At 35.1% G+C, this 12998-nt stretch carries 12 protein-coding genes; 7 read left to right on the top strand and 5 right to left on the bottom strand.

The features are described 5' to 3' along the window. Positions 1–15: 15 nt before the first annotated feature. From atpD to CA730_RS01445, 3 genes are all read right to left on the bottom strand, one after another. The gene (gene atpD / locus CA730_RS01455) at positions 16–1464 is read right to left on the bottom strand and encodes a F0F1 ATP synthase subunit beta (RefSeq protein WP_096663061.1); all 1449 of its coding nucleotides are present in this window, start codon (positions 1462–1464) and stop codon (positions 16–18) included. 472 nt (positions 1465–1936) lie between these two features. Beyond that, positions 1937–3439, bottom strand: coding sequence for a cryptochrome/photolyase family protein (locus CA730_RS01450; protein ID WP_096663058.1), 1503 nt, complete (start codon positions 3437–3439; stop codon positions 1937–1939). Positions 3440–3464: 25 nt separating this feature from the next. Beyond that, positions 3465–3719 (bottom strand): TIGR03643 family protein, encoded by a 255-nt coding sequence (locus CA730_RS01445; protein ID WP_096663055.1) that lies wholly within the window; start codon positions 3717–3719, stop codon positions 3465–3467. Between the two features lie 205 nt (positions 3720–3924). Here CA730_RS01445 and CA730_RS01440 point away from each other — a divergent pair, with 205 nt between their 5' ends. Continuing rightward, a complete protein-coding gene (locus CA730_RS01440; protein ID WP_096663052.1) occupies positions 3925–4740 on the top strand; it encodes a SirB1 family protein in 816 nt (271 codons plus the stop codon). 47 nt (positions 4741–4787) lie between these two features. Further along, complete coding sequence (locus tag CA730_RS01435; protein ID WP_096663049.1) at positions 4788–5243, top strand: DUF29 domain-containing protein; 456 nt, start codon at positions 4788–4790, stop codon at positions 5241–5243. 76 nt (positions 5244–5319) lie between these two features. Here CA730_RS01435 and CA730_RS01430 read toward each other — a convergent pair whose 3' ends face one another. Beyond that, the gene (locus tag CA730_RS01430; protein ID WP_096663047.1) at positions 5320–6753 is read right to left on the bottom strand and encodes a GTP-binding protein; all 1434 of its coding nucleotides are present in this window, start codon (positions 6751–6753) and stop codon (positions 5320–5322) included. Between the two features lie 304 nt (positions 6754–7057). On the opposite strand from CA730_RS01430, the gene CA730_RS01425 reads away from it, so the two are divergent. From CA730_RS01425 to CA730_RS01410, 4 genes are all read left to right on the top strand, one after another. Beyond that, positions 7058–8521: an AAA family ATPase gene (locus CA730_RS01425; protein ID WP_096663044.1), complete on the top strand. Its 1464-nt coding sequence runs from the start codon at positions 7058–7060 to the stop codon at positions 8519–8521. After that, positions 8518–9135 carry a hypothetical protein gene (locus tag CA730_RS01420; RefSeq protein ID WP_197705484.1) on the top strand — a complete coding sequence of 206 codons (618 nt, stop codon included), beginning with the start codon at positions 8518–8520 and terminating at the stop codon, positions 9133–9135. Before CA730_RS01425 ends, CA730_RS01420 begins: the two co-directional genes overlap by 4 nt. 146 nt (positions 9136–9281) lie before the next feature. After that, positions 9282–10301 (top strand): transposase, encoded by a 1020-nt coding sequence (locus tag CA730_RS01415; RefSeq protein ID WP_053537527.1) that lies wholly within the window; start codon positions 9282–9284, stop codon positions 10299–10301. Positions 10302–10463: 162 nt separating this feature from the next. Next, positions 10464–10670, top strand: a complete 207-nt coding sequence (locus tag CA730_RS01410) for a hypothetical protein (protein WP_197705483.1) — start codon at positions 10464–10466, stop codon at positions 10668–10670. A 7-nt stretch (positions 10671–10677) separates the two neighbouring features. On the opposite strand, the gene CA730_RS01405 is transcribed toward CA730_RS01410, so the two are convergent. Continuing rightward, the gene (locus tag CA730_RS01405) at positions 10678–11406 is read right to left on the bottom strand and encodes an ABC transporter permease (RefSeq protein WP_027404007.1); all 729 of its coding nucleotides are present in this window, start codon (positions 11404–11406) and stop codon (positions 10678–10680) included. Between the two features lie 366 nt (positions 11407–11772). Here CA730_RS01405 and CA730_RS01400 point away from each other — a divergent pair, with 366 nt between their 5' ends. Next, positions 11773–12846 (top strand): glycosyltransferase family 4 protein, encoded by a 1074-nt coding sequence (locus CA730_RS01400; protein ID WP_027404006.1) that lies wholly within the window; start codon positions 11773–11775, stop codon positions 12844–12846. Positions 12847–12998: the final 152 nt, after the last annotated feature.

Below are 12998 nucleotides of genomic sequence, written 5' to 3'. Positions count from 1 at the left end.
ACTAATGACTAATGACTAACCCTTGAGCTTTTCAGCTTTAGCCTTAGCTTCGGTGATATCGCCTACTAAGTAGAAAGCTTGCTCAGGTAAAGCATCCAACTCACCAGAAAGAATTTGTTGGAATCCTTTAATGGTGTCTTCCAACTTCACATACTTACCAGGAGAACCAGTAAATACTTCAGCTACGAAGAAAGGTTGAGACAAGAACCGTTCAACTTTCCGCGCCCTTGCCACAATTAAACGATCTTCTTCAGACAATTCATCTAAACCTAAAATGGCGATGATGTCTTGGAGTTCTTTATAACGTTGCAGGGTGGATTGTACAGCCCGTGCAGTGTTGTAGTGTTCATCACCAACGATGTTGGGTTGCAACATGGTGGAAGTAGAACCCAAAGGATCAACCGCAGGATAGATACCTTTAGAAGCCAAACCACGAGACAATACTGTTGTACCGTCTAAGTGAGCAAATGTGGTTGCAGGTGCGGGGTCAGTCAAGTCATCGGCAGGTACATATACAGCTTGAATAGAAGTAATAGAACCTTCGGTGGTGGAGGTAATCCGTTCTTGTAAAGCACCCACGTCAGTACCCAAAGTAGGCTGATATCCTACTGCAGAAGGCATCCGACCCAAGAGCGCGGACACTTCAGAACCAGCTTGTACAAACCGGAAAATGTTATCAACAAATAGTAATACGTCTTGCTTGTTGACATCACGGAAATACTCAGCCATTGTCAAACCAGACAAACCAACCCGCATTCTAGCTCCGGGTGGCTCGTTCATTTGACCATAAACTAGAGCAATTTTGGATTCGTTGAGGTTATCTTTGTTGATAACTCCAGATTCCATCATTTCGTTGTAAAGGTCATTTCCTTCGCGTGTGCGTTCACCCACACCCGCAAATACAGATACACCACCGTGTTGGGTAGCAATGTTGTTTATCAATTCCATCATGATCACGGTTTTACCAACACCAGCACCGCCGAACAGACCGATTTTACCACCGCGTTTGTAGGGAGTTAGCAAGTCAACAACTTTAATCCCTGTTTCAAACACAGAAGGTTTGGTTTCTAAATCTGTGAATTTAGGAGCATCACGGTGAATAGGTAGAGATGCTTCCGCGTTTACGGGACCTTGGTTGTCTACAGGTTCGCCTAAAACGTTGAAAATCCGTCCTAATGTGGCTTTACCAACGGGGACGCTGATAGGAGATCCAGTATCAACTACTTCTAAACCACGAACTAAACCGTCGGTGGTACTCATAGCAACTGCGCGAACTTGGTTGTCGCCTAGCAATTGCTGTACTTCAACGGTCAAGCTGATGTTTTGTCCAGCTTCATTTGTACCTGTGATGGTTAAAGCGTTGTAGATTTGGGGTAATTTACCGCCGGGGAATTTAACGTCTACAACCGGACCAATTACTTGGGTAATGTAACCAATGTTTGTTTTTTCTGCGGTGGTGACCATGCTGCGCCTAAATGAATGAAGCTATTTTTCACAAGTGGGTTCGTTTAAAACCCTAGATCAAGCGATATCATCTTTTAGGTTAGCACTTAACGACTCCACCTTTGCCTTAAATTCATTATTAAGAAGAGATCCCCGATTTTGTGAAAATCCTGGAACTGCAAAATAAATTACTTCCACAAAAAAGCGCAAAAAGAGAGTATTGGGGATTGACAACGGATTTTATATTTGTTACAATGGGCTTGATAAGGAAGATATATCAAACAAATATAAATAACCCGGTAGGGGTTTAGGATTGCTAAACCCTCATATTATAAGGGTTTCAAGAGTGTCAAGAAAGATATGGCTAACGCATAGTGCCGGGAGAGGTTTGGAGAGGGGTCAAATTCTTTTCGTCAGTCTCCCCACTTCAAAACCCCTAAAATCCGGTTTTAGTTCCCCAGCTTAGAAACTGACTCTGTATGCACAAAAATAATTAATTCTGACGAAGACTCCACCAGTTTTCAGCTTGTTGATGGATAGAGTGCAATTCTTCTGAAGACATTTTATCTAGATGTTTTAAAATTAAGCTCATTCGTCCTTGAGTTTGCAGTTTTTCTCTGTGTCTATTCAGAAAATCCCAATAGAAAAAATTGAATGGACAGCCATTTTCACCTATCCGTTCTTTGTGATTATAAACACAGCTTTTACAATAGTCACTCATCTTATTTATATAGTTAGCAGAAGCAGCATAGGGTTTAGATGCTAATACTCCTCCGTCTGCGAATAAACCCATACCAATAACATTAGTTTGCATCACCCAATCATAAGCATCAATAAATACTGCATGAAACCAATTTTCTACAGCTTGGGGTGAAATTCCTGCAATTAAAGCAAAGTTACTCAATACCATTAACCGCTGGATATGATGAGCGTAACCTGTACTTTTGATCTGGGTGATAGTTTGGTGTAAACAATTCATGTTTGTTTCACCTGTCCAGAAAAATTCGGGTAATGATTGGGTGTGACCAAACCAATTCTTTTCGGCATATTCTGTATCTACAAAATGATAGATGCCATACATATATTCTCGCCAACCCAATACTTGACGAATAAAACCTTCCACACTATTTAAACGTAGTTGGTGTTGTTTATATGCTGCTTCAGCGGCTTGAATTACTTCCAATGGTTGGAGTAAGCCAATATTCAAATAAGGAGAAATTAATGCGTGCCACATTGTCTGTTCTCCGGTAATCATCACATCTTGGTAAGTACCGAAATCTGATAAACGATGTTGAATAAACCAGTCTAATACTTGAAGTGCTTGTTGACGATTTACTCCCCAATCAAAGGGTTCTATTTCTCCATAAGTTAAATGAGAAAGAGAGTTAACTTTGTCTATAACATCGAGAGTAATTGCGTCTGGTGTAAACCATTGGGCTGGGGGTGGATGTAATTTACCTTTAGGTGGTTGACGATTTTCTTTATCTAAATTCCACTGTCCTCCAATTGGTTGTTTGTCCTCCATTAAAATTTGAAAACTTCGTCTTCCTTCTCGATAAAAATCTTCCATTAATAGGCGTTTGCGACTTTTCGCCCAAGCAGTAAATTTTTCTGTACTCCATAAAAATTGATTATTAGGAATTAAGGTGATTAGACAAGGTAATTGTAAATTTTGAATTATTTGGATGAATGGTTTATCATTGGGTGTCATTACCCGCAATTCGGTAATTTGATTAACTTGAATCCATGCTTGGAGTGATGTTTGAAAATCTGTGGCTATTTTGTATGTGACTGCATATTTCAGTTGTGCTAATTCTGCTGCAAAATGGCGCATTGCTGACCAAATTAACACTAATTTTTGGCGATGATATGGTCTGATTTGGATATGCTGTAATGATTCGATGAAAATTACAGGTGTATTTATTTGATGATTACAGCTTTTTAAGGCTGATTGTTGTAGGGAAAGTTGATCGCCTAATATCCAAATTCCAATCATAGATAATTTTAGATTTTATGTCAATTTAAGTTTTTTGATTTTGGGATTTAAATCTACCGGCAATAAATTCTCTCTTTTCTAAATGTTTGGTTTTACGTTTGGTAACTCTTTCTCTCCACATTTGAAAACTAGATAATTTCATTTCCCTTCTCATCAGAGCAATTACCTGTTTTTCCAAAAGTCCAAATTGTTTTTCTATAACATCAAATGGTGTCCGATCTTCCCAAGCCATTTCGATAATCCGATCTATACTTTCAGGATCTAAGTCAGGTAGTTTCATGTTGGAACTGGTTTGAAAAGTTTAATAAGGCGGTAACAATTATAAATCTATATTGATTATACTACAATGATGCTCTTTTTTCTTGTTTTCAGGTTCTAGAACGGATATATCCAGTCCATGTTCCATAAATCTCTTGAATAATCTAAAATGGGAGGAGACACAAAAAACTCTGTACTTTCCTCTAATCGCTTCATCCTGATTGCTTATGAACTTCTCGTCAGCACGACAGTATTTTTACCAAGAGATTCAACAACCTGACGAGGATATCAATCTCGCAAGGGCAGCTTTATATATCGCCCAGGAAGAATATCCAGAGATTGATACTGAAGAATATTTAAATGCTATTGATACAATGTCAATGGAGTTAGAGGAACGTTTGCCTTCTTTTCGCTATCCTCTACGGGTTATTCAAAGTATTAATCAATATTTATACGAAGAATTGGGCTTTGATGGTAATAAGCTTGATTATTATGACCCCCGCAATAGTTTTTTAAATGATGTCATTGAACGGAAAACGGGTATTCCGATTACTTTGGCACTGGTTTATATGGAGGTAGCCAAACGGATTGATTTTCCGATGGTTGGGGTAGGAATGCCGGGACATTTTTTGATTCGTCCAGACGTGGAAGATATAGGGATTTTTGTGGATGCTTTTAATGGTGGTGAGGTGATGTTTGCCCAAGACTGTCAAGAAAGACTTTCACAAATTTATCAGCAAGAAGTGACACTCAAACCTGAATTTTTAGCGGTTGTGAGTAATCGGCAATTTTTAACACGAATGTTGACTAATTTAAAATATATTTATCTTCAAAAGCAGGATTTAGAAAGGAGTTTAAGAACTGTAGAACGGATTTTATTGTTGTTTCCAGAAGCAAGTTTTGAATTAAGAGATCGGGGATTACTGTATTATCAATTGGGGCAGTTTTCTCAAGCTGCGGAAGACTTACAGATTTATTTAATCAAAGTTCCTGATGCTAGAGATGGAGATGTAATTCGTCAATTACTTGCTAAGTTGAATTAGTTAGTTGTATAATTTCTTAGGAGTCTATCGAGTCAGGAGATGTTGTTATGCTGACCATTGATACTAATAAAACATTATATGAGCAAGATTTTTATCTGTGGATACAAACTACACTTACACTTTTGAGAGAAAGAAAATTAGAACAATTAGATATTGGGAATTTGATTGAAGAAATTGATAGTATAGGAAGGAGTGAAAAGAAAGAACTAAAAACTCGCCTAGTTGTCCTAATTGAACAGTTATTAAAACTACAATATTTGACAGAGGAAAAAGATTACAATGCTAGGGGCTGGCGTAATACTGTCGTTGAACAAAGACGACAAATAGCCTATACTCTAGCAGATAGTCCGAGTTTAAAAGGTATTTTAAATGATGTATTTATAGGTTGTTATACAGATGCTAGAAATGATACAATAAATAAATATCAACTTCCCGCAACTTTATTCCCGGAAGAGCCATCTTTTTCTTTAGTTGAGGTTCTCAATGCAGATTTTATGCCCTAAGTCTGAGTATAGTTAAACAATAAAGATGGTGCTTTACGCTGTCTCTAACACACCCTACTAAAAATTTGATCAGAATTCATATTTTTTTTCTGAGTCTAACTTTAATCAGCAATTCATCTTTAATTCGGTTCAAAATTGAAGTTTCATTTAAAGTTGATAGAATTTGACTAACTACTGCTTTTGGTCCATCTGGTCCCCAAGTTGCACCATTGGCTAAATAGGCTTTGGTAACTTGACCGATACTGTATGAAGATACTCCAGCTACACCTGCTTGGGTTATAGCTATGGATAAATAGGGTCCAATTGTCATGCCGGCGGTTGCTGTTGCAGAGATACCCAGTAGGGTTTTTAAACTACTTAAACCCAAATTTGCTAATAGTTCACTAGCACCGATACCACCCATACTCAGGGCGATTTTTTGGAGTAATTTGACTGCACCGGTTTCGGTCATGGGGATACCGTAAAGCTTGGATAAGCCTAAAATTAAGGAGATATCTATAATTACGGCGCTGAGTATATCCACTACTGTAACAGGATTGAGTGCGATCGCTAATGCTTTAGTAATGACTGCTTTCCAAATTAACTGATTAGCATTTTCTTCTCTAATTATTAGTTTACGTTGTACCAATTGCTGATTAACATCATCAGCATAAAGCATAGTATTTAAAGCTACTAATGCCTTACCTTCATGGTGCAGAATTTCCAATATTTTCAATTTTAATTCGTCAACTTGTGATTGTCCTTTTTGGAGTTTTATACCTCTAGTCCCATCAGGATTTTGTACCGCAATTCTGACTAATGGTGAAGCTGCGGACATAACGATTTCTGCTGGTGAAAGTAATTCCCGCACTCTATCATCTCGAATTTTTTCATAAATTGTAATTCTGTCAGTTTCGGGATATTGATCAACTTTATTAAAGACTAAAATAATCGGTTTACCTACTTCTCGTAATTGCGATAATGCTATTTGTTCAATCTTCGTCATATCTCCCGAAATTACAAATAAAATTAAATCTACTTGCCTGGCAATTTGTTCAGCTAAAGCTGCGCGAGTTTCACCGTCTACTTCATCTAATCCAGGAGTATCAATTAATTCAACTTGGGATTGACCATTGCTGGGTAATGTGGCTTTTAAAGTCCCTAAAGCTGCTTCAGTAATACTCCAATTTACTGTTTGTGCATCACGAGTAACACCATGTAGGGGACCTGTAACAAAGACTTCTTGACCGACTAAAGCATTGAGAAGGGAAGATTTACCCCGTCCTACCATCCCAAAAGCAGCAATTTGGACTACCATGCTTTCTAGTTTATCTAGCATGGTTTCTAAATCATGAATTTCTGCTTCTAACCCTGATTTTTCCACAGGGGAAAGATCAAGATTTTTAACTAAGTTTCGGAGTGCGTTTTTGGCTTGTTTGTAGTTAAGTTCGGCTTGGATATCGTCAAAGGTAAAAATGGCATTATCCAATTCTTCTTCCCAATTGGGGATGGATTCGGGTATAGTGTTCATTTGAGAAAGCGAAAAACAGGGAGTAATTAAAAGTTACACTAGCACAAATACAGTATATGGGATTTTTTAAGCAAGACATATTAATCAGATTTTACTCTGTGGGTGCAGGTTATTTCCAAATTTATGCCTTTAGAAGATGTCGAAGCAGCCATGAAGCTGATCACGGTTAAGTTTAAGGTGTAAAATATTGTAAAGTCTAGTGATGGGTAATGCCCACCCTAAATGAATTATGATTAGGTTAGCCGTGATTCAGTGTTAACGGTATAATTCCAATATGTAATATTTCTCAAGGAAGAAAATTCACATGAAGTTACTACAAGTTCAAGTACCCGATTTCCGCGTTTTGAAAGATGTTGATATTAAGTTTGATAGAAAGTTTGTCCCTAATATCTTTCCTTTAGGAAGCCTCAATGGAGGTGGTAAAAGTACACTTTTACAATTAGTTTTTGTGTTATTACATTGCTGCACAAATCCAGAAAGAAAAATTTTTATAAAGAATTTACTACATGGCTTTACACTTAATGATGACTCTAGTGATAGAGTATTAGCTATCATCAAAATTTGGGATGGTGAAAAAGAAGTTGAAATTAAATTTCTAGCTTGTCATAACACTTATATCGAAAATATATTAAAACAAGATCATAAATACAAAAACAATGAAGACTGGAAATTATCTAATTTTGAAAAACTAGAAAATATCACTAAGAATATTTATAAAACAGAACAAGATATTGAACAACTAGAAAAAGCAATTAATAAATTAGAAATTCATGAAAAGCTAGAAAATGATGATATTAAGCACAGACGATTCCAACAAGTAATGCGTGAATTATTCTATAATAATATAATATCCTCTAGAATAAGAAGATTGCCAGTTGCAGATTTTAAAGAAGAAGTTGAAGAAATGCTTGATTCATATCAACTAAATCTTGATGAACTTTCGCAGGAAAAAGAAAAAATAGATATTGTATTGCAAAAAATATCCACATACTTGCATGAAAAAAACATTATATATATATGTAATTATTCTTCAGGAATTAATACTGAAGAAAATGAATTTGTATTATGCCAAATTGGTGATAATTTAGATATCAATAAAGCAGAAGCCTGGTTAGATGAAATATCAAATAAAGTATTCTTAGCTGCTCCTATTAGTCAAGTTTTTCTATTTACTCATCACGAATACAGAAGACGATTCTTTGAACAAAATGGTGATAAAAATTATGATTCAGAATTAAAAATGTCTAAATTGAAACTACCAGGATTTTTTACTTATGATTTTGCTCAACCGATGATTACAGTATTCACAAATGCTATAAATGAAGATTACAGAGATGCTATAAAAACTGAAGGTGAGTATGGTAAGCGATATAAAGCATTATTAGATGATTTGAATTCATTCTTGGTTTATAAAAAAGTAAATATTTCTACAGATTTATCCACAATCATCTTCCAGTTAGACACAAATGATGAAAATATTAAACTTTATCCTGAAGATTTAAGTCATGGTGAATTAAAAAGATTGAGCATTTACTTATGGATAAAGTATAATAAAATCGAAGATGCTATTGTTCTCATGGATGAAATTGAAATAGGATTTCATCCAGATTGGCAATATGAAATAATTAGAGATTTAGAAGAATGGTCTCCTAGTAATCAATATATTTTAGCAACTCATTCTTATCAATTATGTCGAGCGCTTACACCGGCTCATGTCAGGGAACTAAAACCAAAGCTTATCAAATCAGATAATAATATTCCACTATGAATACTTATCAAAAAAAACTAATGCAACATTGTAACGAAATTCTGGGAAATCCAAACATTAGACAGAGAATTGTTGTTTTGTGTGAAGGTCAAGGTAGTATTTTAAATTTAAGTGATGAAACAACAGTAAATTACGGAAAAATGAAGCAAATGCCAGATGCAGATTTTTACATAAAATGCATTCCAAAGACATGGAAAACATACAAACCAGAATTTTTTAATTGTCAAGGTAGAACAGGTGTTATAGATACTTATTTTAAGCTTTTAGAATTACATGAAGAAGGTAGTAGAGAGTCATACTTAAATCCTGATAAGCTTTTTGCTATAGTTGATTTAGATTTACAGTCCCAAAATATTGATAATTACGGTTTCTCTAATACAGAAGAAATTTTCTTAAATCTTTATCACCAAGGTCAAATTAATGAGGAAAATGCCAGAAACCATCGCATTTGGGTGACGGGATTAATTCACAAAGAAGCATATTTCATCATACCTGAACTGCAAGAAGTTTTTGATGATTATATTAATGTTCCTATGTATAATAGTCAAAAACTTATTCTTGAAGATGTTTATATTACTATGGCAAATGCTATTATTAATAGTAATGACTTATAAAATAACTTATCAAAGGTTTCTAATCGCATTAGTCATTGTTCAGGATTAGATTGTACAGCAGAAGTGTTGAATGTTAGGAAAAGATTAAAAAAAAGTACCATAATTTGATACAATCTAAAAAAATATAGATAAAGAATTATCAAATTATGCGCTTAAAGAATTTCCCAGAAGTGGTCAAAACAATATTGAAACCATTGCCCAAAAAAGATTATCCAGTTCTGGACACATTTTCATTTGTATCAGTGTGGTTACAGTATGTCATGGATAAAAGTATAGTGAGTATGAGAGATTTATTTCAAAGACTAAATAATCAAGGGATAGATTTAAAAATATCAAATTTTTCCAAGGCAAGTAAAAAGAGAGATACTCAAGTATTTTTGGAGATAATAACTGAATTAAACAATCAACTGAGAAAGAAAAAAGGAAAGGAAGAAACCCAAGCATTATTTCCTATAGATTCAACAATTATTACATTAACAAGTAAATTATTATGGAGTCAAGGATATCATCAAGTAAAACTATTTTGTGGGTTAGATAGTTTGACATCAGAAGTTGGTGGAATGGTGATTCATTTTGGGCAAGGACATGACCATAAATATGGACAAGAAACAGTAGAAGCAATTCCGTCAAAAGGAGTAGGGATAATGGATAGAGGATTTGCATCCTCCGAAAGAATATCTGAATTAAAACAACAAAAAAATAAAGCTTTTGTCTTAAGAATTAAAAATAATGTCACTTTAGAAATGCTAGAAAATGGTAATTGTAAAGTTGGCAAAGATGAAAGAGAAGTGGAAATTAGAGTAGTAGCATTTTGTGATATAGAAACTAAGAGTGAATTTCGTTTAGCAACAAACTTATTAAATGAAGGAGAAGAGCAAGTTAGTAATCAAGAGATTATGGAAATTTACATACAAAGATGGCAAATTGAATTGTTATGGAAATTCTTAAAAATGCACCTCAAGTTAGACAGACTTATGACAAAGAATGAGAATGGAATTAGAATTCAGATAATGTGCTGTTTAATCGCTTATTTGATATTGCAACTAATAGAAATACCGCAAGAATTTGGCAAAACTTTATTAGATAAACTCCGTTATCTTCAGTCCTATATGTGTCAGGAAATAAGTTATGTTCATTGGTTTAGAAAACTTATTTGGATAAGATGAAAAATAGCACTTATAGGCTAAGTTTATTTCAATATGTAAAGTTTTATTACGCTATTCAACATTTCTGATTGTACAGATTTAGAAAAGTTACGTGATTCCTGGAAAGAACAGTTTGAAAATTCAGATGAAACACGCAGGAATGAGTTAATTTATGCCTTATTAATGCTTAAAAAAGTTAAGGATAAAAACACTAAAGAGGACTATTGGGAAGACATTAAACCACCAAGTGATTGGACTAATACAGAGGAGGTATTTAGGGATGAACTATTAAGGCAAATAGCTAAATTTTACTCAGAACAGAGTAATTATGCTAAATATCATATTCCTGCTTTTATGCAATTTTTAAAACATTTTTCTACTTTGAATTGATTTCACCCTATTCTCTCCTTTCCCCCGCAGTTCTAATCAATTCCCCTATCAAAGCCACAATCGCAGTCATAGAAATCAACATCACACTTAAAGCATTAATATCCGGTTTAACTCCCGTTCTAATGCGGCTAAAGATTTCCATTGGTAAGGTATTAGTCCCACTTCCCGCAGTAAAACTAGCAATTAAAAAATCATCCAAACTCAATACAAAAGCCAATAAACACCCAGAAATAATTCCTGGCATTAATTGAGGTAATAAAACTAAAATAAAGGCTTGTGTTGGTGTCGCACCTAAATCTAAAGCTGCTTCTTCCAAATGGGGATTAATATTATTCATCCGCGCAGACACTACCAAACCAACATAGGATAGACAAAATACGATATGGGCGGCGATAATAGTCCATATACTCAAAGGAATAGCAAAGGCTGCTAAACATACTAGGGTAGAAACTGCGATCGCAATATCAGGAATTAATAACGGTAAATAAGCAATTCCCTGATATAATTTCTTACCAGGAAAGTCATAACGTGCCAACCCCACAGCCATTAATGTTCCCATAACAGCAGAAACCCCCACAGCACAAAAAGCCACCACCAAACTATTATATAACCCCGATAAAATCCGGTCGTCATTAAATAATTTTCCGTACCATTCCAGGGTGAAACCTTGCCATGTAGCACTGTAGGGAGACTGATTAAAACTATAAAAAGCCAGTACCAGGATAGGTAAGTACATAAACACAAATATAATCAGTGCAAAAATCACCTGCCATGAAACACGCGGTTTATTTATTTTTTTGTATATATTCATGCTACTTAATCAATGCAAATATTTGGTTATCGTGTCATACTATACTGATTTTTTTGTTCTCAGTCAAGTTAAAAATTACAACCATGATGATTATATTCTGTCTAATTTATTTCTTAAGTATCAGGCATTTACATTACCTCAGATAGACAAAAAATATCAAATATAAAACATAAGATTTGGTAGTAATCATAAAGAAGGGTGGTTTTTATATTTTTAGCTATTTCTGCGTTAGTTATTTCATTTATTCATCAACTAACTAGAAATAGAAATCTGATATCTTAGGAGATTGACATGAAAATTGCTCAGGTTTCCCCACAGTGGGAGAGAGTACCCCCACCAGCTTATGGTGGCATAGAATTAGTAGTGGGGTTATTAACTGATGAACTAGTCCGTCGAGGACATGAAGTGACATTATTTGCATCAGGAGATTCTTTAAGTTTAGCCAAATTAGTATCAGTGCATCCCCGCGCTTTAAGGCTAGATCCTACAATTAAAGAGCCGGCTATTTATGAAATGCTGCTATTAGCTTCAGTTTATGAACAAGCAGAAAATTTTGATATCATCCATTCTCATGTAGGACTAGGAGCGCTAGTTTATGCCAATTTAGTCAAAACTCCTACAGTTCACACTTTACATGGAATTTTTACTCCCGATAATGAAAAAATCTTTAAATATGGCAAAAAACAGCCTTATATTAGTATTTCTAATTCTCAAAAAGAACCCCGGCTAGGATTAAACTACGTAGACACTGTTTATAATGGCATTGATGTTAGTAGTTATGAATTTTATCCCCAACCAAATGAACCATCTTATTTAGCTTTTTTAGGGAGAATGTCCCCAGAAAAAGGACCACATTTAGCAATTGAAATTGCTAAAAAAACTGGTCGGAAGTTAAAAATAGCAGGTAAGGTAGATTTAGTAGACTTGGAATATTTTGACCAAAAAATTAAACCACATATTGATGGTAAACAAATTGAATATTTAGGTGAAGCCAATCATCTACAAAAAAATGCCCTTATGGGGGGTGCTTATGCAACTTTATTCCCCATTACTTGGCGAGAACCCTTTGGATTAGTCATGGTAGAATCAATGGCATCAGGTACACCTGTAATTGCCATGCGAATGGGTTCAGCAGAAGAAGTGATTGTTGATGGTGAAACAGGTTTCCTTTGTAATAATGTGGCAGAATGTATTCATTCTCTTGACAAAATAAGTAACTTAGATCGTTACGCTTGTCGTGAATATGTGGACAAAAATTTTAGCGTTCAGCACATGACTGATGGTTATGAAGCCGTTTATCGCCAGCTAATTGCCGAAAACTTAGCTCAACAAAATGGTTTTCCCCGCAATGCTTTAGTTACTTAGTAGGGGTGCTTGTCGGTTAAGGAAATGTAGGTTGGGTTGAGCGACAGCGAAACCCAACAAGATCCTTGATAATGTTGGGTTATGGCTAATAGACATCTCCGGTAAAGATTGTAGAGACGTTCCATGAAACCTCTCTACAGGGGTTTCATGTC

Source organism: Dolichospermum compactum NIES-806, from assembly GCF_002368115.1.
Lineage (GTDB): Bacteria > Cyanobacteriota > Cyanobacteriia > Cyanobacteriales > Nostocaceae > Dolichospermum > Dolichospermum compactum.
Note: the sequence above shows the minus strand (reverse complement) of the source record. Positions and strands in the feature narration are given on the sequence as shown.

What these genes read in the sequence shown, in the direction of transcription:
- atpD (WP_096663061.1), bottom strand. Translation starts at nt 1,464, where the DNA reads ATGGTCACCACCGCAGAAAAAACAAACATTGGTTACATTACCCAAGTA.
- CA730_RS01450 (WP_096663058.1), bottom strand. Translation starts at nt 3,439, where the DNA reads ATGATTGGAATTTGGATATTAGGCGATCAACTTTCCCTACAACAATCA.
- CA730_RS01445 (WP_096663055.1), bottom strand. Translation starts at nt 3,719, where the DNA reads ATGAAACTACCTGACTTAGATCCTGAAAGTATAGATCGGATTATCGAA.
- CA730_RS01440 (WP_096663052.1), top strand. Translation starts at nt 3,925, where the DNA reads ATGAACTTCTCGTCAGCACGACAGTATTTTTACCAAGAGATTCAACAA.
- CA730_RS01435 (WP_096663049.1), top strand. Translation starts at nt 4,788, where the DNA reads ATGCTGACCATTGATACTAATAAAACATTATATGAGCAAGATTTTTAT.
- CA730_RS01430 (WP_096663047.1), bottom strand. Translation starts at nt 6,753, where the DNA reads ATGAACACTATACCCGAATCCATCCCCAATTGGGAAGAAGAATTGGAT.
- CA730_RS01425 (WP_096663044.1), top strand. Translation starts at nt 7,058, where the DNA reads ATGAAGTTACTACAAGTTCAAGTACCCGATTTCCGCGTTTTGAAAGAT.
- CA730_RS01420 (WP_197705484.1), top strand. Translation starts at nt 8,518, where the DNA reads ATGAATACTTATCAAAAAAAACTAATGCAACATTGTAACGAAATTCTG.
- CA730_RS01415 (WP_053537527.1), top strand. Translation starts at nt 9,282, where the DNA reads ATGCGCTTAAAGAATTTCCCAGAAGTGGTCAAAACAATATTGAAACCA.
- CA730_RS01410 (WP_197705483.1), top strand. Translation starts at nt 10,464, where the DNA reads ATGCTTAAAAAAGTTAAGGATAAAAACACTAAAGAGGACTATTGGGAA.
- CA730_RS01405 (WP_027404007.1), bottom strand. Translation starts at nt 11,406, where the DNA reads ATGTACTTACCTATCCTGGTACTGGCTTTTTATAGTTTTAATCAGTCT.
- CA730_RS01400 (WP_027404006.1), top strand. Translation starts at nt 11,773, where the DNA reads ATGAAAATTGCTCAGGTTTCCCCACAGTGGGAGAGAGTACCCCCACCA.